We start from the raw sequence: 21492 nt of genomic DNA, 5'->3' as shown, positions 1-21492 counted from the left end.
ATGATCAAGCACCTGGCGGTCTTTCTCGGCTCCCGCGACGGCAACGATCCGGCGCTCTCGGAGAGGGCCTACGAGGTCGGCAAGGGGCTCGCGCAGCGCGAGATCGAGCTGGTCTACGGAGCGGGCGGCGGTGGCCTGATGGGCCAGATCTCCCAGGGCGCGATCGACGGCAACGGCAAGGTCTTCGGCGTGATCCCACGGTTCATGGTCGAACGCGAGTGGGGTCGCGTCGAAGGCGCGCCGGGGATGCAGACGGTCGTGGTCGACACCATGCACGAGCGCAAGGCGCTCATGGCCGAGCGCGCCGACGCCTTCCTCGCGCTTCCCGGCGGGATCGGCACTCTCGAGGAGCTCTTCGAGGTCTGGACGTGGCAGACCCTCTCGCTGCACGGCAAGCCGGTCGGTCTGCTCAACATCAACGGCTTCTGGGACCCGCTCGTGGAGATGATGGAGCGCATCGCGGCAGCAGGCTTCCTGCACGGCTCCCCCGCCGAGTCGCTGGTGGTCGGCGAGGACCTCGACGACGTCCTCGCTCGCCTCGACGCAGCCCGCTGAAACCGGCATTGAAACCGGGCCGGCAGTCGTGAAACCACGGTGAAGGCGCCCTGAAACCGGCACCCCACACCCTGGGAGCATGACAACCACCGAACTGGCCGTATCGGCCTCAGGTCTGGTCAAGACCTTCGGAGACTTCACTGCGGTCGACGGGATCGATCTCGAGATCCGCCGCGGAGAGGTCTTCGGCGTGCTGGGCCCCAACGGCGCCGGCAAGACCACCACCTTGAAGATGCTCGCAACCCTGCTCCCGATCGACGCCGGCAAGGCCGAGATCTTCGGGGTCGACGTCAAGGCGCACCCACACCAGGTGCGTCAGCTCGTCGGCGTGACCGGGCAGTATGCCTCCGTCGACGAGAACCTCACCGCCACCGAGAACCTGGTCCTCTTCGGCCGCCTGCTGGGCATGTCCGGCAAGTCCGCCCGGGCCGCCTCGGAGGAGCTGCTGGAGTCCTTCGGGCTCCAGGAGGCCGCCAAGCGGCAGATCTCGAAGTTCTCCGGCGGGATGCGACGCCGCCTCGACCTCGCCGCCTCGCTCCTGTCCCGCCCGCCGCTGATCTTCCTCGACGAGCCGACCACCGGCCTGGACCCACGCACCCGGGGCCAGATGTGGGACACCATCCGTACGCTGGTCGCCGGCGGCTCCACCGTCCTGCTGACCACGCAGTACCTCGACGAGGCCGACCAGCTCGCCGACCGGATCGCGGTCATCGACCGCGGTGTCAAGGTCGCCGAAGGCACCTCGGAGCAGCTCAAGACCTCCGTCGGCAACTCCACCCTGCACCTGCGCCTGAGCGACAAGACCCAGGTCGCCACCGCTGCTGCCGTGGTCGAGAAGGTCACCGGCGACCAGCCGGTGCTCACTCCCGAGGCGGGCGGCGTCAACGTACCGCTGGCCGATGCCGACCGGGCAGCGGACGTGCTCATCGGCCTTCGCCACGCGGGCATCTCGATCACCACCGCCAACGTGCAGCAGCCGACCCTGGACGAGGTCTTCCTCGCCCTGACCGGTCACGGCACCGAGAGCTCAGACGACGTTTCCCGCACCGGCATCGACACCGACATCCACACCGAGGAGGTGGCCTGAGATGGCTGCACTGATCTCCACGTACGCCGTCGCCGACCGCCCGCTCAAGGCCCGCCCAGGCGTGGGCGAGACGATCGGGCAGACGCTGACCATGGCCCGCCGGGCGTACATCAAGATGATGCGCAACCCCGAGCAGTTCTTCGACGTGACGATCCAGCCGCTGCTGTTCACCGCGATGTTCGCCTACATCTTCGGCGGCGCGATCTCCGGTGACGTGAAGTCGTACCTGCCGACCATCATCACCGGCATCCTGGCCCAGACCGCGCTGACCGCCTCGATGGCTCGCGGCACCCAGCTGCGCGAGGACATGGACAAGGGTGTCTTCGACCGGTTCAAGGCGCTCCCGATCGCCCGGATCGCGCCGCTGGCCGGTCCGGCGGTCGCAGACCTGCTCCGTTACGGGATCGCGGCGACGTTGACCATCGTGGTCGGCCTGCTGATGGGCTACCGGCCCGATGGCGGCGTCGGTGGCGTGCTCGCCGGCTGGGCGCTGACCATCTTCGCCGGCTGGTCGCTGAGCTGGATCTTCACCTGGCTCGGCACGGTCCTGAAGACCGCGGGCGGGGTGCAGGGCCTGGGCATGATGATCATGTTCCCGCTGACCTTCCTCTCCCCCGCGTTCGTACCGAAGGAGACCATGCCGAACTGGCTGCAGCACTTCGTCGACGTCAACCCGGTCACACTGGTCATCAACGCCACCCGCGACCTGATGAACGCCGGTGACGTCACCCTGAGCGTCGTGTGGGCACTCGTCGGCTGCGCCGCGGTCGTGGCGATCTTCGCGCCGCTCTCGGTGTGGAGCTACAGCAAGAAACTCTGAGTCAGCCCAAGCGCGCGATGACGCCGCGGGCCTCGTCCAGCAGGGCGAGCCCGCGGCGTTCTCCGTACTCCTCCGAGACCCGTTCGAGTACGCCCGGCGCGATCCGGGTCGCGTCGGCGACCGCAAGCTCCCAGCGCATGTCCAGGAACGAGCGGGAGTAGCCGAACCGGTCGGCCAGCACCACCAGCCGCACCGACTCCTCACGCGGCAGCGCGTCCCGCAGCAGGCCCCACAGCCCGAGCGCGAGGAACACCATCCCGGTGACGGGATAGTCCTGAGATCTGCGCTCGTCGGAGACCAGGCGCGGCGCCTTGGCCATCAGGGCGCCGAAGAGGTCGGAGCCGTCGGTGCCCTCACCGTGCCGGGCGCAGGTGGCCACGGTGACCGCCTCGGCCGCCACTCGCCACGGCACCAGGTCGGGGTCGTCGGTGAATCCCGGGAACGGCAGCTCGCCCATCGTCGCCACCACCTCGCGGAACAGCGCCAGCCCTTCGCCGACCCGCCCCTGGGCGAGGAGGAGCTGAGCGCGGGCGCCGTGGACGGCGCCCCGGGAGCCGAAGCCACCGCGGGGCTGCTCGTCGGCGAGCTCGGCCAGCAGCTCGGCGGCCTCCTCGAGGCGGCCCTGCTCGATTGCGTACGTCACCAGGATCGCGTGGGTCTGGACGAGGTCGTCGTCGGCACCGAGACGGCGCAGGACCGGGACGGCCTCGCGGGCGTGCTCCGCGGCCTCGCCGAGGCGGCCGAGCTGGGCGTAGAGGCCGCTGAGCTGGGCGTGCAGCATCGCCTGTGGCCACAGGCCGCCGTCGGTGCCGGTGAGGCGCAGCGCCTCCCTCCCCGCGGCGACGGCGCCCTCGGGGTCGCCGAGGTTCTCCCGCTCGTGGCTGAGGAAGGTGTAGGCACGAGCGCGCACCTCCGGGTCGGGGTCGTTGACCAGGTCGGTCAGCTCGTCCTCCAGCGGCCGGCCGGCTCCGGCGACAGTGCCGGCCATCGCCTGCATGACCTTCAGCATCACCCTGAGCTGTGGGTCCGCGGCCTCGGCGCCGACCCGGTCCAGGATCGTCATCAGTCGCTCGAGACCAGAGCCGCCGGTGACGGCGGCACCGAAGAGCAGCAGGGCCAGGACGAGCCTGGTCTTCTCCAGCAGCTCGGGCGGCGGCTCCCACTCGGCGAGCAGATCGGCGACCGGTCCGGCCAGCATGATCACCCGCTGGTGCTCGCCCGCGATGGTCCAGAAGACGCCCATCGCGCAGAAGAGGCGAATGACGGACTCGGCCTCGTCGTCGGCCAGGACCTGGCGCAGGATGTCGGCGAGGTTGCTCTCCTCCGCGCGCAGCTCGTCCATGGCGTCGAACTGCTCCGGGGAGTAGATCCGGCCCGCGCTGGCGTCCGCGTAGTCCCGCGCCCACGCCCGCTGCGCCGCCCTTGCCGCGGCGTCCTCGCCAGCGTCGATCAGCTGCATCCGGCCGAACTCGCGGACCGTCTCGAGCATCCGGTAGCGGAAGCCCAGCGGTGCCTCGACGACCGTCAGCAGCGACTGGTCGACGAGCTCCTCGATCGCGGCGAACGTGTCGGCGCCGAGCATCGCCTCGGCCGCCGCGAGGGTGAACCCGTCGTGGAAGACCGAGAGCCAGCGCATCGCGCGCCGCTCGCGCTCGGAGAGGAGGTTCCAGGACCAGTCGATGACCGCGACCAGGGTCTGGTGGCGGTCGGGAGCGCTGCGGTCGCCACCGCGCAGCAGCTCGAACCGATTCTCCAGCCGCCGCGCGATATCCTCGACCGACATCGCGCGCACCTTCACCGCAGCCAGCTCGATCGCCAGCGGCAGCCCGTCGAGCCGGGTGACGATCTCATCGACCCGCACCTCGTCGAGGTGGACCCCAGGTCGCGCGGCGACGGCACGGCGCCGGAACAGCTCGCTGCCGTCGTACGTCCCCAGCCGGCCGAGCGGGTAGACCCGCTCCACGCCGATGGCGAGCGGGCTCCGCGAGGTCGTCAGGACTGTCAGGTCGCGCACCGTAGCCGCCAGGAAGGCGACCAGGTCAGCGACGGCGGCCACGATGTGCTCACAGTTGTCGAGGACGAGCAGGGTCGGCACGCCGTCGAGCTGCTGCGCGATCCGCGACCGCACGTCGGCTCGCTGATCGGGAGTGAGCCGGTCACGGTGGGCGACCGAGTCGCGTACGCCGAGCGCGGAGCCGACCTCGCTGACCAGGTCCTCGGGAGCGGTCACACCGACCAGCTCGACGAAGTGGACCACCGGCTCCTCGGCGTCGTGGGCGATCACCTGGGCCAGGCTGGTCTTCCCCAGCCCGCCGGGACCGAGGATCGTGACGACCCGCGAGCTCTTCAGCAGGGCAGACACCTCGGCGGCGTCCTGCTCGCGGCCGATCAGCACGTCGGCGTCGTGACGCAGCCCCGAGCGCACCGGGCGGTCGCGCGCGAGCAGCTCGGCATGGACGGCCCGCAACCGCGGGCTCGGGTCGACGCCGAGCCCGTCGGCCAGCCCGGTCCGGTACGTCTCGAAGCGCTCCAGCGCCGCCGGCACACCGTGCACCGCGGCGACCGCCCGCAACACCGCCTCGATGACCTCCTCGTCAGGGTCGAGACCGAGGAGCCGTTCGAGGAGCGGGAGCGCCTCGGCGTACCTCTTCTCGGCAGCCAGCCTCAGTGCCTCCGGACGCAGCGACCAGGCGTCGACCTCTCCGGCCTGGAGGTTGAGGCGGTAGCCCCGCGGCGTACGTTCGATGGCGCCGGAGTCGGTCGCCGTCCGGGCGCGGGAGACCACGACCTGCAGCGCTTTCGCGGGGTTGGCCGGCACGTCGTCGCGCCCCCAGACCTCCTCGACGAGAGCAGCCTCGGAGGCGCCTCGCGGACCGGCCTCGACCAGCGCGCGCAGCAGCGCCCGGGTCCGCTCGCCGGCCACCGGCGCGCCCGCCCAGGTGACCTCGTCCAGCACACTCAGCGTCGTCACAGCCGCCATTCTGTCATAGCGATATATCGCGTACGTACGGGATAGCGCGCCATCCGCGTGTAACACGTCGTTCGTAGGACTTCTCGCCCCATTAGATAGGGCGAGTAGTCCTACGAACAACGTGTTACCCCCGCGTCCCGCTGACCGAGGCGACCAGACGGTCGCCAGAATGGGTCCGTGACCGTCGAACTGCGCTCTGACAACGCCGCCTCCGTCTCCCCCGCGATCCTGGAGGCGATGGCCGCCGTCAACTCCGGCTCCGCCCTCGCCTATGGAGGTGACGAGGTCACCGCCGCGCTCGAGAACCAGGTCCGGGAGGTCTTCGAGCACCCGACGGCGCGCGTCTTCCCGGTGCTGAGCGGCACCGCCGCCAACGCGCTCGCCCTCTCCGCGCTGACCCCGCCCTGGGGCTCGGTGCTGTGCCACGAGACCGCGCACATCCTGAGCAGCGAGGGCGGAGCGACCTCCTACCTGAGCGGCGGCGCGGTGATGACCGGCCTGGCGGGCGAGGGCTACAAGATGGCGCCGGAGGCGCTCCAGGCCCACCTGGACGGCGTACGTTGGGGCGACCCGCACCACTCCCAGCCGGCCGTCCTCTCGCTGACCTCACCGTCCGACTACGGCACGGTCTACTCCGTCGCGGAGATCGCCGAGCTCACCGGGATCGCCAAGACCCGCGACCTGCGGGTCCACCTCGACGGCGCCCGGTTCGCGAACGCCGTCGTGGCCACCGGCGCCGCGCCGGCCGACCTCACCTGGCGGGCCGGCGTTGACGTACTCTCCCTCGGCGCGACCAAGAACGGCGCCCTCTCGGCCGAGGCGATCGTCTGCTTCACCGACGCTCCCGCCGACGAGCTCGTCTACCGCACCAAGCGCAGCGGTCACGTCACCTCCAAGATGCGCTACCAGTCGGCCCAGCTGCTGGCCTACCTCACCGACGACCTCTGGCTCCACAACTCCCGCAACGCCAACGAGCGGATGGCCGAGCTCGCCGCCGGCCTGGAGAAGGCAGGCGTACGCATCACCAACCCCGTCGACGTCAACCTCGCCTGGGTGGACCTCCCCGAGGAAGCGGCCGACCGGCTGGAGGCGGCCGGGGTGCTCTTCCACCGTCTCGGCGGCCAGGTCCGGTTCGTGACGTCCTGGCAGACCACCGCCGAGGAGATCAGCACCGTCCTGGAGCTGTTGGGCGGCGCCTGATACCCGCGGGGGGCCTACGCGTCTCGACGGAGTTGCTAGCCTCTTCCGCCTATGTCTTCTGACATCTCGGTCCCCTCACCCGCGCTCACGGCTCCCCCCAAGGCCCCCGCTAAGCAGCTACGCGGCGACGTCCAGGGGCTACGTGCCGTCGCCATCCTCACTGTCCTGGCCGCCCACTCGGGAGTCTCCTGGTTCGCCGGCGGCTTCGTCGGCGTCGACGTCTTCTTCGTCATCTCGGGCTTCCTGATCACCCAGCAGCTCGTCGGTGAGCTCGGCCGCACAGGTCGGATATCCCTGAGACGCTTCTACGCGCGCCGGGCCCGGCGCATCCTCCCGGCCGCCACGTTCACCCTGGCGGCCACCGTGGTCGCGGCGGTGGTCCTGCTGGGTCCTGCTCAGGTCGCGCCGCTCGCCATCGACGCGGTCTGGGCTTCGGCGTTCGCCGCCAACATCCGGATGGCCATCGCCGGCACCGACTACTTCCAGGCCGAGCTGCCGCCCTCACCGGTCCAGCACTTCTGGTCGCTGGCGGTCGAGGAGCAGTTCTACCTGGTCTGGCCGCTCGTCGCGCTGATCTGCATCGTCCTGGCGAGCAGGATCGGTGCCTCCCGGGGTGGCGAGCAGGGCTCGGCGCGGCCCCGGAGGTTCCTGCTGGCCGCGATCGCGCTGATCACCCTCGCGAGCCTGGCGTGGTCGATCGTCCACACGCCAGGTGAGGCCACCGCGGCGTACTTCTCCTCGCTCACCCGCGCCTGGGAGCTCGGGATCGGCGCGGCGCTCGCGATCCTGGTCACCAGCGGCCGGGTGATGCAACGGCTCGCGGGCCCACCCCTGGTCCGCGAGGTCCTGGTCCTGGGCGGGCTGGCCGCGATCCTCTGGGCCTGCCTGGCCTACGACGAGTCCACCCCGTTCCCCGGCTACCACGCCGCGCTCCCGGTGCTCGGCTCCGCGGCCATCATCCTGGCCGGGGCCATCCCCTCGGGCGAGACGACGATCGGCGCCCGGCTGCTGTCGGTGGCGCCGATGCGGGCGATCGGCGACTGGTCCTTCTCGCTCTACCTGTGGCACTGGCCGCTCCTGGTGCTGCCCGAGATCGTCCTCCAGCGTGAACTGACCTGGCCCGAGCGCGGTCTGGCCGTCGCGGGCGCGTTCGTGCTGGCGTACGCCTCCTTCCGGCTCGTCGAGGCGCCGTTCCGTGAGGGTGCGATCTGGCGGCCGACGCGGCGCGCGCTGACCTTCTACCCGGTCAGCATCGCGCTCGTGGCGGCTATCGCGTTCGGCGGCACCGCCTACGCCGACTACGAGGCCACCCGCGGCTCCTTCCAGCCGGCGATCACCCTGGCCGACGCACCCGCGGCCGATCCGTCGCTGGACAAGCAGGAGGCGCTGGTGCGGGCCTCGGTGCTCGCCGCGCGCAAGGACACGCCGGTCCCGACCGAGCTGCGCCCCGCGCTCACCGAGCTCGACTCCCTCAAGCCGGGCCGGACCAGGTGCGACTACACCGACGACTCCGAGCGCGACCTGTGCGTCGATGGCGACCCGAACGGGAAGCGGACGATGGTGGTCTTCGGGAACTCCCACGCTCTGCACTGGGTCCCGACGCTTAACCGGATCGCGAAGGAGCACGGCTTCCGGACCTACTTCCTGGTCAAGAACCGCTGCGTCTCGGCCTCGATCACCACCGACCGCGGCGGAGAGAAGGACCCCTACACCGAGTGCGACGACTTCAACCGCTGGGCCTTCAAGCAGTACCGGCGCCTCGACCCCGACCTCACCGTCGTCTCCACCGCCCCGCCGATCCAGGGCGTCTTCGACAAGGACGGCGACTGGGTCGGCGAGAGCCGCAAGATCGATGAGCTCATGCGTCCGGCCTACACCGACTTCCTGCGCCGCGTGGACAAGCACACGAAGCGTACGGTGCTGATCCGCGACATCCAGGGTTTCGATGCCACCGCCGGCACCTGCCTGTCCCGGCCCGGCGCCACGCTGGGCGACTGCCTGATGAGGCCGGACCAGTCACGGGAGCGGTCGATCGACGTGCAGGTCCGGGCGGCCGAGGAGGTCGGTGTCGACGTCGCCGACATGAGCTCCTACTTCTGCTGGGACGGGTCTTGCCCCGCCGTCGTCGGCGACACCATCACCCACTACGACGGCACCCACATGTCACGTCAGTACGCACCCCAGCTCGCCGAGCCCTTGGCCCGCCGGATGGGCCTCCGCGACCGGGGATAGGAACCTGCCTGCGGACACTGAGGCCGTCGGTCATCCACCGAAGAGACGCGGATGCGCCATCGACGCGGACCTGCGACGATGGCGCAATGGCAGCCTTCGGTCCTGACGAATTCGGTCGGTACGACTATTCGTTGCTCCTCAACGGCGGCGTCTCACTCGCCTGGAGCAGATCCGTCTGGAACGACGGGATCAGCAGTTTGATGGACCTCGGGTTTCGAGTCGTACGGCTCTCAGCGTCAACATGGACCAGCAACGCCGAAATGTTCCAGCAACTCGCCGAGTCTTTGGACTTCCCTGACTACTTCGGGCGCAACTTCGACGCACTCAACGATTGCCTCAGCGATGTCGCATCAGGCGATTACGGGCTCGATCCAGCCGACACTGGCCTCGCCCTTGCCCTGGACGACTTCGATGCGTTCGTCGACGTCGATCGCCAATCCGCCCAGATCCTGCTCGACATTCTGGAGAACCAGTCACGGCACGCCTTGCTCTTCGGCAACCGCTTCATCTGCCTAGCGCGATCGGACGACCCAAGACTGGACCGGCGCCTAGAACCCGTAGCGGCGACTCGCGTGGGTTGGACGATGCGAGAGTTCCTCGACAAGACCCGAGGCATTTGATCAAGGCGGCAACCCACCGCGCCTGGCCTCTGTCATTTCCGCACACATGAGCGGGAGTGACAGAGCAGAGCGGCCTGTTCTGTGTCAGTTCCCCGCACATGCGGGGAACTGACACAGAACGTCAGCGCTGGACGGCTCCGGTGAGCTCGGCGGCTCTCGCGACCGCCGCGTCACGTGCAGCCGCGGTCTCCTCGGCCTTCAGCGTGCGGTCGGGAGCGCGGAAGCGCAGCGCGAAGGCGAGCGACTTCTTGCCCTCGCCGACCTGGTCACCCTCGTAGACGTCGAAGAGCCGCACGGTCTCCAGCAGTTCGCCGGCGCCCTCGCGCAGCGCCGCCTCGACGGCGGCCACGGTGACATCGACCGACACGGTCAGCGCGACGTCCTCCTTCGCGATCGGCATGGTCGAGAAGACCGGGCCGGCCGCGGTGGCGGGCACCTTCGAGATCAGGAAGTCGAGGTCGATCTCGACCGCTGCCGAACGAGCGGGCAGCCCGAACGCCTTACACACGTTGGGGTGCAGCTCGCCGGCGTGGCCGAACTCGACACCGTCGACGGAGACGACCGCGCAGCGGCCCGGGTGCCACGGCGCCCGCGACGCCGAGGCAACCTCGACAGCGACCCCGAGCTCGGTGCCCAGGCGGCGTACGACGTCGATGGCGTCGGCCCACGATGCCGTCTCTGCGGCGCCCCACCAACCACCCCGCGTACGCTCCCCGGCGAGCACGACGGCGAGGTGCAGCGGCTGGCGCGGGATCGCGGCGAGCAGCTTCTCGAGCTCCTCCTCGGTCGGGCGCCGGTCGACGCCGTAGATCGGCGCGGCCTGGTCGACCGGGAAGGCGACGGTCGCGGTCTCGAAGAGGGAGACCCCGTCCTGACCCCGGGAGACGTTGCGGGCGGCGACCTTGAGGAGGCCCGGGAGCAGCGTCGTGGTGTAACCGGGCTCCTCGCTGCTGAGCGGGTTGGCCAGCTTGACGGTGTGCCGCAGCACGTCGTCGGCGGGCAGTCCGAGGCGATCGAAGTCGGCCTCGCCCACGAACGGGAAGTCGACTACCTCGACCAGTCCGGCGCCGGCCAGGGCACGCCCGATCCGGCGGCGCAGCTGCTGCGCGCGGGTCAGACCGCCACCGGTCGCCCGGCGCGGCAGCACCGAGGGGACCTTGTCGTAGCCGACGATGCGGGCGACCTCTTCGACGAGGTCGTAAGGGTCGGTGAGGTCGACCCGGTAGCTCGGGATCGTCGCGCGCAGCGAGTCACCCGACACGGCGACACGCGCGCCGATCAGCTCGAGCGACTTCACCACCGTCGCCTCGTCGATGTCGAGCCCGATGATCCGGGCCGGCAGATCGACCGGGATCGTGATGGTCCGGAACGGCTCACGCGTCTCGAGCGATGCCCCTGGCCCGACCTCGGAGACACCGACGGCCTGGCCGCCACCGTGCTCGACGAGCAGCTCGACGACCCGCTGGGCCGCAGCGGGCGGCAGCAGCGGGTCGACGCCGCGCTCGAACCGCTTGGACGCCTCCGAGGGGAGCTTGTGACGCTTCTGCGACCGGAAGACGGTGGTCGGGTCGAAGTGCGCGGCCTCGACCACGATGTCCGTGGTCGACTCCGAGATCTCCGTGGACGCCCCGCCCATGACACCGGCGATGCCGATCGGGCCGGAGTCGTCGGTGATCAGCAGGTCCTGCTCGGAGAGCACCCGGACCACGTCGTCGAGCGTGGTGATCTTCTCGCCCTCGCTCGCCCGCCGCACCACGATGTCGCCGGACAGCTTGGCCCGGTCGTAGCAGTGCGTCGGCTGGCCGAGCTCCATCATCACGTAGTTGGAGACGTCGACGGCAAGCGAGATCGAGCGTACGCCGGTGGCCTCGAGCCGCTTCTTGATGAACTCGGGCGTCGGCGCGCTCGGGTCGAACCCGGTGATCACGCGGGTGACGAAGTGGTCGCAGCCGTCGTCCTCGAGCCGGACCGGGTAGCCCGACCCGTCGGCGATCGGGTAGTCGACCTGCGCCGGGTCGTGGAACGGTACGTCGAAGCCCAGCGCCGCGTCCCGCGCGATGCCGCGCATCGACAGCGCGTAGGCACGGTCCGGGTTGATCTCGAACTCGATGATCTCCTCGCCGAGCCCGAGCACCTCGCGCGCGTCGGTCCCGGGCGCGGGAGCGTCGGCCGGCAGCACGATGATGCCGTCGGCCTCCTCCCCCAGCCCGAGCTCGCGGGCGGAGCAGATCATGCCGGCCGACATGTGGCCGTACGTCTTCCGCGCCGAGATCTGGAAGTTCCCCGGCAGCACGCCACCGGGCAGGATCACGACGACCTTGTCGCCCGGCTTGAAGTTGTGCGCACCGCAGACGATTCCCTGCGGGTCCCCGGTGCCGTTGGCGTCACCGACGTCGACGGTGCACCAGTTGATCGTCTTGCCGTTCTTCTGCGGCTCGGGCTCCTGGGTGAGCACCTGGCCGACCACGAGCGGGCCCTCGATGCCGGCGCCGGAGGTCTCGATCGCCTCCAGCTTGAGACCGAGTGCGGTCAGCCGGTCGGTGATCTCCTCGATGCCGAGATCGGCGGGCAGGTCGACGTACTCCTTGATCCAGGAGAGGGGGGCCTTCACAGTTCACTCCCGAATGCAGTAGTAAGCCGGACGTCACCCTCGAAGAGGGTGCGCAGGTCGGACAGGCCGGTGCGGAACATCAAGGTGCGGTCGATGCCCATGCCGAACGCGAAGCCGCTGTACTTCTCCGGGTCGACACCGCAGGCGACCAGGACGCGCGGGTTCACGATCCCGCAGCCGCCCCACTCGATCCAGCCCTCGCCCTTGCAGGTGCGGCAGGTGACGAGCTGACCGTCTCCGGCGTCGACGACCTGCGCGCCACGGCAGACGAAGCAGGTCAGGTCGACCTCCGCCGACGGCTCGGTGAAGGGGAAGTACGACGGCCGGAACCGGGTCACGATGCCCTCGCCGAACATCTGGGTGGCGAAGTGGTCCAGGGTGCCCTTCAGGTTCGCCATCGAGATGCCCTCGTCGATGGCCAGGCCCTCGACCTGATGGAACATCGGCGAGTGGGTCGCGTCGTACTCGTCGGTGCGGAAGACACGTCCCGGGCAGACCACGTAGATCGGCGCCTCGCGGGTCAGCATGGTGCGGGCCTGGACCGGGCTCGTGTGGGTCCGGAGAACGACGTGGTTCTCGGCCGGCTCGGTCCAGAAGGTGTCCTGCATGGTGCGGGCCGGGTGGTCCGGGCCCAGGTTGAGGGCGTCGAAGTTGAGCCACTCGGCCTCGATGAGCGGACCCTCGGCGACCTCCCAGCCCATCGCCACGAAGATGTCGGCGATGTACTCCGCGCCGGTGGTGAGCGGGTGCCGCCCGCCGGCCGGGAGCCGGTCGGTCGGGAGCGTCACGTCGACGGTCTCCTCGACCAGCATCCGCGCCTCGTGCTCGGCCTCGAGCACCTTCTGGCGCGCGGCGAGAGCCTGGTTGACAGCGCCACGCGCCTTGCCGACGCGCTGGCCGGCGTCCTTGCGTGCCGCCGGTGGCAGCGCGCCGATCTCGCGGTTGGCCAGGGCCAGCGGCGAACGGTCGCCGGCGTGGTCGAGCCGGGTCTGCTTGAGCTCCTCGAGACTGATCGCGGCGTCGATGGCCTTCAGCGCAGCATCGCGCGCGGCCTCGACCTCCTCAGCCTTCAAGGGGGTGACCTCTACCGGGTCATAGTCGGTGTTGGGACCGGACATCACTGGCTTTCGTCGCTGGTTATGACGTCGCTGGATATGACGTTGTGAAACACAGTCTAGGAAGCCCGTACGCCACCGAGCGAACCGGTTACCGACACGCGGACCAACACGACGCCGAGGGTGGCCGAGGCACCCGCCTCGGCCACCCTCAGGCGGTCAGGCGGAGGCCAGCTCCTGGGCGGGACCGAAGACCTCGTAGTGGATCCGGTCGACGGCGACACCGCGCTCGCGCAAGGCTGCCTGCACGCCCGCCATGAACGGCACCGGTCCGCAGAGGTAGATCTCGGCCTCGGCCGGCAGCTCGACACCGTCGAGGTCGATCCGGCCGGCACGGAGCACCTCATCGGCCTCCCGGGCGCCGAGGTCCTCGTACCAGCGAAGCTGCGTGGCCCCGGGCAGCGCCTCGACGAGCTCGGCGGCCTCGACGCGGTGTGCGTGGTTGGCCAGGGAGCGGTCGGCGTGCAGCACCAGCACGGTCCGGTCGGACTCGGTGTGGACCAGGTGGTGCAGGAATCCGATCATCGGGGTGATGCCGATGCCGGCCGAGACCAGCACCAGCGGCGCCTCGTGCTCTGGCAGCGTGAGCTCGCCGAACGGTGCGGAGACCTCGATCTCGTCGCCTTCGAAGAGGTTGCTGTGCAGGAAGGTGGAGACCTCGCCTGCGGGTGCGATCGCGTCGCCTTCGCGGTGCCCCGGGATCGCCTTGACGGAGATTCCCCATGCGCTGGCCTGCGGCGCCCGGGTGAGGCTGTACTGCCGGATCTGGCGCGCGCCGTCCGGCAGGCGCACGGCGACCGAGACGTACTGGCCGGGGCGGGCCGGCGGCAGCGCCGAGCCGTCCGGGGCGGCCAGAACGAAGGAGACCGTGTCGGGCGACTCCTGCACCCGGGTCGTCACGACCAGCCGGCGGAACACCGTCTCGGGCGTGACGCCGGCGGCGGCGTAGAGGTCGTTCTCGATCGCGATCAGGCTCTCGGCCATGTGCCAGTAGACCTCGTCCCAGGCGGCGGCGACCTCCGGGGTGACAGCCTCGCCGAGGACCTCGACGATCGCGGCGAAGAGGTGCTCGTGGACGATCGGGTACTGCTCCTCGCGGATCCCGAGCGAGGCGTGCTTGTGCGCGATCCGGGCGAGCACCGCCCGCGGGTCGGGGCCGTCCTCGGCCACCAGCAGGGTCGCGTACGCAGCCACGGCACCGGCGAGGGCACGCTGCTGGTTGCCCTGGGCCTGGTTGCCGCGGTTGAACAGGTCGCGCTCCAGCTCAGGGTGCGCCGCGAAGAGGCGGCGGTAGAAGATCGGGGTGATCTTCCCGATCGCCGCCCCGATCACGGGCAGGGTGGCGCGGACGACCTCTGTCGAGGCAGGTGACAACATCACGAGGGACTCCTTCGTCGTCGTGTTGATGTGGGTGGGTGGGATCAGTCGCTCGGACCCGAGCCGATCGAAAGCAGCAGGGTGCGCGTCGGCGTCGCGGCGACATCGCCGATGGTGAGCGGATCGAGGCTCGCGTAGAACGCCTCCTGCGCGTCGCGCAGTGCGCTGCGCAGCCGGCAGCCCGTACGCAGCGGGCAGGGGTTGGCGCCGTCGCACTCGACAACCTCGCTGGGGCCCTCGAGCTCGCGGACGATGCGGCCGACCGAGGTCTCGCGTGCGCCTTCGGCGAGCGAGAGTCCGCCCGCTCTCCCCCGGACGGTCTCGACCACGCCGAGCCGCGCGAGTGCGGTCACGACCTTGGCAGCGTGGGTAGGGCGTACGTGGAGCTGCTCGGCGAGAGCTGCGGTCGTCGTGCTCTGTCCTTCCTCGAGGACATCGAGCCGCATGACGATCCGCAGCGCCAGATCGGTGAACCGGGTCAGCTGCACAGCAGGAGCGTACTAATTCCGCATTTCAAATGCCATTTTTAGACGCTGTGAGGCGCGGCACGCCGACCACCTGCCCACATCACGGGACCCCCATGACACGACCCGGTTTGGTTAGGCTAGCCTCACCTCATGCCTCCTGCCCTTTCCGGTCACGACCTCGTGCTCGGCTACGCCCGTGCCACCGTGGTCCATGGCGTCTCGATCGGTCTCGAGTCGGGTCGGGTGACCGCGCTGATCGGGCCGAACGGCTCGGGGAAGTCCACCGTGCTGCGCTCCCTGGCCCGGCTGCACCGGGTGACCTCCGGGTCGGTCCAGCTCGAGGGTGCCGACAGCGCGCCGCTGAACGCACGGGCGTTCGCGCGCAAGGTCACGCTGCTCTCCCAGTCCCGCCCGCACCCCTCCGGCCTGACCGTGCGCGACGTCGTCGGATTCGGGCGCCATCCCCACCGCCGGCGCTTCGCCGCCCTGACGGAGGAGGACCTGGAGAGCATCGACCGGGCGATGGAGCTCACCGGGACCGCCACGATGGCGGACCGAGCCGTCGACCAGCTCTCCGGTGGCGAGCTGCAGCGTGTCTGGCTGGCCAGCTGTCTGGCCCAGGACACCGGCGTGCTGCTCCTCGACGAGCCCACCAACCATCTCGACCTGCGCTACCAGGTCGAGATCCTTGACTTGGTCCGCGATCTCGCGGACCACCACGGGACGGCCATCGGCGTCGTCCTGCACGACCTGAACCAGACCGCCGCAGTGGCGGACCAGGTCGTACTGCTGCACCACGGCGATGTGCACGCCGCCGGCGAACCCGCTGACGTGCTCACCGCCGAACACCTCTCTGAGGTGTACGGACTCCCGATCGAGGTGACCTCCGATCTGGAGACCGGGCGCGTCCGGGTCGAGCCACGCGGCAGGCATCACGCCCGGCTCTGACGCCGGCGGACACGAAGAGGAAAGACGATGTTTCGACGTACGACCACTGCTGCCCTGACAGCGGCCGGCGCCCTGATACTGGCCGCATGCGGACAGACGACGACCGCTGCCGAGTCCGGTGAGCCCGAGAAGAAGGCCTCCGCCGGCTGTGAGGGTGTCGCGACCTCCACCGGCCCGGTCAGCCTCACCGACTCCTTCGGCAACAAGGTCGAGCTCGACAAGCCCGCCGAGCGCGTCGCCGTTCTCGAGTGGCAGCAGACCGAAGATCTGCTCAGCCTGTGCGTGGACCCGGTGGCGGTCGCCGACGGCAAGGGCTTCCGCACCTGGGACACCGCGGAGGAGCTCCCCGAGAGCGCCACCGAGGTCGGCACCCGGGGCGAGCCGAACCTGGAGACCCTGTTCGGCACCAACCCCGACCTGATCGTCGTCGAGGCCTACACCGCCGACGACGAGATCCTCAAGCAGCTCGCCAAGTACGACGTCCCCGTGCTCGCCACCAAGGGCGCCGACGCCAAGGACCCCGTCGCCAACATGGTGACCACCTTCGAGATGATCGCCGAGGCGACCGGCCGCGAGGAGCAGGCCTCGAAGGTCGTCGGCGAGTTCGAGGACAAGCTCGCCGCCTCCAAGAAGGCGGTCGAGGAGTCCGACGCCGCCGGCACCGAGTTCGTCTACTTCGACGGCTGGATCGACGGCGCCAACGTGGCGATCCGCCCGTTCGGCCAGGGCTCGCTGATCGGTGAGCTCGGCGAGGAGATCGGGCTGAAGAACGCCTGGACGGGCGAGGTGGACCCTGCGTACGGCCTCGGCCAGACCGACATCGAGGGCATGACCACGCTCGGCGACGCCACCTTCTTCCACACCGGCACCGTCGACCCCGCCGGCGACATCAACGCCGAGCTGGCCAAGAACAAGGTCTGGAAGTCGATCCCCGCCGTCAGCGAGGGCCGCACCCACGCCTTCCCCGAGGGCATCTGGACCTTCGGCGGACCCCGCTCGGCCGAGCAGGTCCTGGACGCGTACGTCGACCTGCTCAAGTGACCGATGCCGTCAAGGCCCCGCGAGCGGGTGCCGGAGGCGCGTCTGTCGTCCTCCTGTGCCTGCTCGCCGGGCTGCTGCTCACCGCCTCCTGGCATCTCACCCAGGGCACTTCGGGCGTAGGGCCCGCCGACTTCCTCGACGCGCTGCTCGGGCGTGAGCAGTCCCATGGCGCGAGCGCGTCGACCATGGAGATCATCACCGGGTCGCGGATCCCGCGGCTCGCCGCGGGCATCGCGGTCGGGTTCGCCCTCGGCGTCGCCGGGGCGCTCCTGCAGTCGCTTGCGCGCAACGCGATGGCTGCCCCCGACACCCTGGCGGTGACGGGCGGCGCGTACTTCGCGGTCACCCTGGTCGCCGCGTTCGGTCTGTCGGTCCCGCTGTGGGCCTCCGGCATCACGGCCTTCCTCGGCGGCCTCGTGGCCGCCGGGATCGTGCTCGCCCTGGCCGGTGGCGCGGGCACCTCGACGACCCGGCTGATCCTGGCCGGGTCGGCGGTGGCGCTCGCGCTCCAGGCCGCTACCTCGACGCTGCTCATCCTCTACTCCGAAGAGACCACCAGCCTGTTCGCGTGGGGCAGCGGATCGCTGAGCCAGCTCGGGCTGCAGGCGTTCTGGCAGGTGGCACCGGTGGTCGTGGTGGCGACCGTCTGCGGCCTGCTGCTCGCCCGCCGGCTCGACCTGCTCTCCGCCGGCGACGACGCCGCCTCGGTCCTCGGTGTCCCGGTCCGCTCGACCCGGGCGATCGGGACGCTGCTCGCGGTGCTGCTCACCGCGGCATCGGTGACGCTGGCGGGGCCGATCGGCTTCGTCGGGCTCTGCGCCCCGGTCCTGGTCCGCCTGCTCGGCCGGGTCGTCCCGACCCTGAACCGGCACGCCGTCCTGATCCCGGCCGCAGGTCTCGTGGGCGCCCTCGTCGTGGTCGTGGCGGACGTCGTCGTCCGGGCGGTGCTCGGCGCCGACGAGGCCATGTCGGTGCCCACCGGAGTGACCACGACGATCGCCGGTGCGGTCGTGATGGTGCTCCTCGCCCGCGGCGGGCGCGACTCCGGACCCACCCGCCGACCACCCGGCGCCACCGTCACCATCCGCAGCCGGCTCCGGTTCCTGGTGGTGCTGGTCCTGCTGCTCGCGCTGACCGTCGGAGCCACGATCGTCGGCCTGCTCGCCGGTCATCAGTGGCTCTACACCGGCGACATCGTCGCCTGGCTGCAGGGCCAGGGCATCCCGCTGGTCCAGTTCGCTCTCGACGAGCGTGCGCCCCGGGTCGCCGCCGCCGTCCTCGCCGGTGGTGCCCTCGCTCTCGCCGGCACCTTCGTCCAGGCCACCTGCCGCAACCCGCTGGCCGAGCCCGGGATCCTGGGGATCACCGGCGGTGCCGGAGTGGGCGCGGTCATCGTGGTCACCGGGCTCTCCTCCGGCTGGAGCGGCGGCAGCTCGGCCGCGGCGTCGACGTCCACCATGCTCATCGCCGCGACCGTCGGGGCGCTGGTCGCCTTCGGCGTCGTCTACGGCCTGGCCTGGCGGCACGGCATCGACACCGACCGGCTGGTGCTCATCGGCATCGGCGTCTGGTACGGGTCGGTCTCGCTCAGCACCTTCCTGCTGGTGCGCTCGAACCCGTGGGACACGCCGCGGATCTACACCTGGCTGTCCGGCTCGACGTACGGTCGCAGCTGGGAGCAGGTCGTCCCGGTCGCGGTCGCCCTGGCCGTCGCGATCCCGATCGCCTTCGTGGTACGCCGCGAGCTCGACCTGCTCACCCTGGACGACGACACGCCACGGCTGGTCGGAGTCTCCTCGGAGCGGGTGCGGCTGCTGATCCTGCTGACCGCCGCGGTGCTCACCGCGATGGCTGTCTCCGCCGTCGGTGTCGTCGGCTTCGTCGGCCTGGTCGCGCCGCACATCGCGCGCGCCCTCGTCGGCGGGCGCAGCGCGCGGGTCGTCCCGGTCGCCATCCTGGCCGGGGCGTTGCTCCTCGTGGTCGCCGACGCCATCGGCCGTACCGCGATCAGCCCCGCCCAGATCCCCGCGGGTCTCGTCGTCGCGCTCATCGGCGCGCCGTACTTCATCTTCTTGCTGGCCCGCTCCAGGCCGTAGGAACTCACGCCGACGGCGGATTCCGGGGCCAGCTGACCTCGATCCGGGCCCCGCCGCCGTCGGCGTCGGCGATCGTGACCGAGCCGCTGTGGGCGCGGGTGAGGCCGCCGACGATGTAGAGGCCCAGGCCCGAGCCGCCGCGGGCGCCGTGCTTCCAGAACTTCGTGAACACGCGCAGACGCAGCTCGGCGGGGATGCCTTCGCCACGGTCCTCGACGACCAGCAGAACCTGGTCGGGGTCATCCGGCCGCACACCCAGGCTCACGGTGACGACGCCGTCTCCGTGGCGTACGGCGTTCTCGACGAGGTTGGTGACGACCTGGGTGAACTTGTCCGGGTCGGCGTGGATCTCGAGCTCGTCCTCCCCTGCGGAGACGTCGAGCTCGATCGGCCGGGAGGTGGCCGAGCGCACCGACTCGACCACCCGGGTGACCAGCACCGTCGCGTCGCTGGCGCGCGGGTAGAGCTGCAGCCGACCGGTGTCGATCCGGGCGACGTCGAGGAGCTCGGCGATCAGCCTGGAGAGCCGGTCGGAGTCGGAGGCGACGGTCTTGAGCATCAGCTTCTTCTGATCGTCGTTGAGCCTGTCCCACCGGTTCAGGAGCGCCTGGACGAACCCCTTGACCCCGGTCAGCGGCGAGCGCAGCTCGTGGGCGACCGTGGCGACCAGGTCGGACCGCTCCCGGTCCAGGCGCTTGCGGCCCCGGCCCGATCGCAGCGAGATCGAGACCTGATCGACGTCGGCATCCAAGGACGGGCGCCGGATCGTCGAGACGACCAGCACCTCCGTGCCGTCGGGCAGCAGCCAGGCCTGCTCCGGGGTCCCGGTCACAGTCCGCAACGTGTCGTAGGGCCGGTTGGCCTCGGCCCAGGTCTGCCCTTCGGTGTTGCTCAGCGTGAGTACGTCACCCAGCGGCTTCCCCAGGCTCGAGACCGGGTCGACGCCGAGCATCCGCCCGGCCAGGGCGGAGACCAGGACGACCGCGCCATCCGCGTCGGCGACGACGACACCGTCGGGCAGGGCATCGGCGAGTTCTCTGGCGTCCACGCCGCCACCCTAGACCGACGGACCGTCAGGGGACGCTACTCCGGCCGATTGCTCAGCGGCAGCGTGATCGGCGCCGGGTCACCGGGCGAGAAGTAGATCTTGATGAAGGTGTGCACGGCCTCGGGGAGCAGGTTGGAGACGAGCGGGATGTTGGGGACCGTGCTCTGGTAGGAGGTCACCAGCAGCGGCACGGCGCTCGCCCAGACCGGCGCGAGCACCGGATCCTTGTCGAAGGCGATCATGTCGGCGTACGCGTCCCCGATCACGTAGCGCCCCAGCGACTCCAGCTCGTGGCGCAGCAGCGGGTTGCCCTCGCCGATCACCGCGTCGAGCAGCGCCTGGGCGAGCTCGACGCCCTCCCGGGTGCCGCCGGTCGCCGGGCCCATCACCTGGTCGTACTGCGCGTACGCCGCGGCCCAGTCCTTCGGCAGGTACTGCTCCTGCACGCCGAGGAGGTGGAGGTCGACGTTCCAGGCGTGCAGGAACGCGTCGGCGAGCTCCTTGCTCGGCGCGATGTCCCACTCGGTGAACTTCTTCATCACCCAGGTGCCGAGGCTGTGGAAGGTGACCAGGATGTCTGCCTGGCTGATCGGGATCTCCTGGCCGGCGCCGACCTTCGTCCAGTGCGGCGACTGCGGCAGCAGGTGGCGTACGGCGGCGTGGACCATCCGGGTCTTGACCGAGTCGACCATCAGCCGGCCGGAGGCGGTCCAACCCTGGGCGTCCATCACGTCGTAGCCGAGCACGGTCGTCTTGGCTATCCGGTCGCGCATGTTCGCGCCACCGTAGGAGTAGTAGACCGACCAGGCCTCGCGCTTGATGGCGCAGCTGATCAGGCCACTGCCGAGGGTGTAGAGGAGCGCGAGGAAGAAGCCGTACCTCTCCTCGTTGAAGGTGCCGGCCAGCTGCAGCTTCCCCTGGTCGGCCCAGGCCGGGAGGCGGCGTGCCTCCTCGATGAAGTCGGTCAGGTAGCCGGGCAGGCCGTCGGGAACCGGCTGGTCGTTGGTGGTCCAGTTCTCCAGGATCTCGTTGACCTCGGCGACCTTGGCGGTGCCCTCGCCGTAGAGACGCTCGATGACCGGGTCGGCGCCGACGTCCCAGACGTACTCGGGATCCAGCCCCTCCCCCGTGCCCGCGATCGAGGCGCTCGGCGACCACGTCCACAGCGGGAAGGTCGCGCCCGCGGCAGCCGCCGCACCGCCCGAGGCCAACAGTCGTCGTCTGCTCACGTTCGTCATGCCGTGCTCCTTCGCATCGCCCTGAGAGAACCTCCGCATCCCGAGTGAAACAGATTTACCTTTCGT

The 21492-nt window shown here is 70.4% G+C and carries 16 protein-coding genes; 9 read left to right on the top strand and 7 right to left on the bottom strand.

Annotated features, from left to right (window positions below):
* The 3 genes from ABTW65_RS01485 (at position 1) to ABTW65_RS01475 (ending at position 2462) form a co-directional block, all read left to right on the top strand.
* Positions 1 to 555 (top strand): LOG family protein, encoded by a 555-nt coding sequence (locus tag ABTW65_RS01485; RefSeq protein WP_350658006.1) that lies wholly within the window; start codon positions 1 to 3, stop codon positions 553 to 555.
* 79 nt (positions 556 to 634) lie between these two features.
* Positions 635 to 1642, top strand: a complete 1008-nt coding sequence (locus ABTW65_RS01480; protein WP_350658005.1) for an ATP-binding cassette domain-containing protein — start codon at positions 635 to 637, stop codon at positions 1640 to 1642.
* A 1-nt stretch (position 1643) separates the two neighbouring features.
* A complete protein-coding gene (locus ABTW65_RS01475; RefSeq protein ID WP_350658004.1) occupies positions 1644 to 2462 on the top strand; it encodes an ABC transporter permease in 819 nt (272 codons plus the stop codon).
* Position 2463: 1 nt separating this feature from the next.
* On the opposite strand, the gene ABTW65_RS01470 is transcribed toward ABTW65_RS01475, so the two are convergent.
* Positions 2464 to 5433: an ATP-binding protein gene (locus ABTW65_RS01470; protein ID WP_350658002.1), complete on the bottom strand. Its 2970-nt coding sequence runs from the start codon at positions 5431 to 5433 to the stop codon at positions 2464 to 2466.
* 177 nt (positions 5434 to 5610) lie between these two features.
* On the opposite strand from ABTW65_RS01470, the gene ABTW65_RS01465 reads away from it, so the two are divergent.
* The 3 genes from ABTW65_RS01465 to ABTW65_RS01455 all read left to right on the top strand — a co-directional run bounded on the left by ABTW65_RS01465 (position 5611) and on the right by ABTW65_RS01455 (position 9485).
* Complete coding sequence (locus ABTW65_RS01465; RefSeq protein ID WP_350658001.1) at positions 5611 to 6633, top strand: threonine aldolase family protein; 1023 nt, start codon at positions 5611 to 5613, stop codon at positions 6631 to 6633.
* A 51-nt stretch (positions 6634 to 6684) separates the two neighbouring features.
* The gene (locus ABTW65_RS01460; protein ID WP_350658000.1) at positions 6685 to 8865 is read left to right on the top strand and encodes an acyltransferase family protein; all 2181 of its coding nucleotides are present in this window, start codon (positions 6685 to 6687) and stop codon (positions 8863 to 8865) included.
* A gap of 86 nt (positions 8866 to 8951) precedes the next feature.
* A complete protein-coding gene (locus ABTW65_RS01455; protein WP_350657999.1) occupies positions 8952 to 9485 on the top strand; it encodes a barstar family protein in 534 nt (177 codons plus the stop codon).
* 121 nt (positions 9486 to 9606) lie between these two features.
* Here the strand turns inward: ABTW65_RS01455 and pheT are convergent, their stop codons facing one another.
* From pheT to ABTW65_RS01435, 4 genes are all read right to left on the bottom strand, one after another.
* Positions 9607 to 12096, bottom strand: a complete 2490-nt coding sequence (gene pheT, locus ABTW65_RS01450) for a phenylalanine--tRNA ligase subunit beta (RefSeq protein WP_350657998.1) — start codon at positions 12094 to 12096, stop codon at positions 9607 to 9609.
* Positions 12093 to 13214, bottom strand: coding sequence for a phenylalanine--tRNA ligase subunit alpha (gene pheS / locus ABTW65_RS01445; RefSeq protein WP_350657997.1), 1122 nt, complete (start codon positions 13212 to 13214; stop codon positions 12093 to 12095). The genes pheT and pheS overlap by 4 nt, the downstream gene beginning before the upstream one ends.
* A 156-nt stretch (positions 13215 to 13370) precedes the next feature.
* Positions 13371 to 14588, bottom strand: coding sequence for a globin domain-containing protein (locus tag ABTW65_RS01440; RefSeq protein WP_350658621.1), 1218 nt, complete (start codon positions 14586 to 14588; stop codon positions 13371 to 13373).
* 44 nt (positions 14589 to 14632) lie between these two features.
* Positions 14633 to 15076, bottom strand: a complete 444-nt coding sequence (locus tag ABTW65_RS01435; protein WP_350657996.1) for an RrF2 family transcriptional regulator — start codon at positions 15074 to 15076, stop codon at positions 14633 to 14635.
* A 129-nt stretch (positions 15077 to 15205) separates the two neighbouring features.
* Here ABTW65_RS01435 and ABTW65_RS01430 point away from each other — a divergent pair, with 129 nt between their 5' ends.
* Genes ABTW65_RS01430 through ABTW65_RS01420 form a run of 3 tightly spaced genes read left to right on the top strand, consistent with a single transcriptional unit; the run spans position 15206 to position 19140 of the window.
* Positions 15206 to 16003: an ABC transporter ATP-binding protein gene (locus tag ABTW65_RS01430; RefSeq protein WP_350657995.1), complete on the top strand. Its 798-nt coding sequence runs from the start codon at positions 15206 to 15208 to the stop codon at positions 16001 to 16003.
* A gap of 27 nt (positions 16004 to 16030) precedes the next feature.
* Positions 16031 to 17044, top strand: a complete 1014-nt coding sequence (locus ABTW65_RS01425) for an iron-siderophore ABC transporter substrate-binding protein (RefSeq protein WP_350657994.1) — start codon at positions 16031 to 16033, stop codon at positions 17042 to 17044.
* The gene (locus tag ABTW65_RS01420; protein WP_350657993.1) at positions 17041 to 19140 is read left to right on the top strand and encodes an iron ABC transporter permease; all 2100 of its coding nucleotides are present in this window, start codon (positions 17041 to 17043) and stop codon (positions 19138 to 19140) included. Before ABTW65_RS01425 ends, ABTW65_RS01420 begins: the two co-directional genes overlap by 4 nt.
* 4 nt (positions 19141 to 19144) lie before the next feature.
* On the opposite strand, the gene ABTW65_RS01415 is transcribed toward ABTW65_RS01420, so the two are convergent.
* Entirely contained in the window at positions 19145 to 20188 is a 1044-nt protein-coding gene (locus ABTW65_RS01415; protein ID WP_350657992.1) for a sensor histidine kinase, read from the bottom strand.
* A 35-nt stretch (positions 20189 to 20223) separates the two neighbouring features.
* A complete protein-coding gene (locus ABTW65_RS01410) occupies positions 20224 to 21426 on the bottom strand; it encodes an oxygenase MpaB family protein (protein WP_350657991.1) in 1203 nt (400 codons plus the stop codon).
* Positions 21427 to 21492: the final 66 nt, after the last annotated feature.

The organism is Nocardioides sp. NPDC127503 (genome assembly GCF_040302165.1).
Lineage (GTDB): Bacteria > Actinomycetota > Actinomycetes > Propionibacteriales > Nocardioidaceae > Nocardioides.
Note: the sequence above shows the minus strand (reverse complement) of the source record. Positions and strands in the feature narration are given on the sequence as shown.

Excerpts from the sequence above, each read along its gene's own strand:
- ABTW65_RS01460 (WP_350658000.1), top strand. The coding sequence starts at position 6,685 with ATGTCTTCTGACATCTCGGTCCCCTCACCCGCGCTCACGGCTCCCCCC.
- pheS (WP_350657997.1), bottom strand. The coding sequence starts at position 13,214 with ATGTCCGGTCCCAACACCGACTATGACCCGGTAGAGGTCACCCCCTTG.
- ABTW65_RS01480 (WP_350658005.1), top strand. The coding sequence starts at position 635 with ATGACAACCACCGAACTGGCCGTATCGGCCTCAGGTCTGGTCAAGACC.
- ABTW65_RS01410 (WP_350657991.1), bottom strand. The coding sequence starts at position 21,426 with ATGACGAACGTGAGCAGACGACGACTGTTGGCCTCGGGCGGTGCGGCG.
- ABTW65_RS01475 (WP_350658004.1), top strand. The coding sequence starts at position 1,644 with ATGGCTGCACTGATCTCCACGTACGCCGTCGCCGACCGCCCGCTCAAG.
- ABTW65_RS01440 (WP_350658621.1), bottom strand. The coding sequence starts at position 14,588 with ATGTTGTCACCTGCCTCGACAGAGGTCGTCCGCGCCACCCTGCCCGTG.
- ABTW65_RS01425 (WP_350657994.1), top strand. The coding sequence starts at position 16,031 with ATGTTTCGACGTACGACCACTGCTGCCCTGACAGCGGCCGGCGCCCTG.
- ABTW65_RS01485 (WP_350658006.1), top strand. The coding sequence starts at position 1 with ATGATCAAGCACCTGGCGGTCTTTCTCGGCTCCCGCGACGGCAACGAT.
- ABTW65_RS01455 (WP_350657999.1), top strand. The coding sequence starts at position 8,952 with ATGGCAGCCTTCGGTCCTGACGAATTCGGTCGGTACGACTATTCGTTG.
- ABTW65_RS01430 (WP_350657995.1), top strand. The coding sequence starts at position 15,206 with ATGCCTCCTGCCCTTTCCGGTCACGACCTCGTGCTCGGCTACGCCCGT.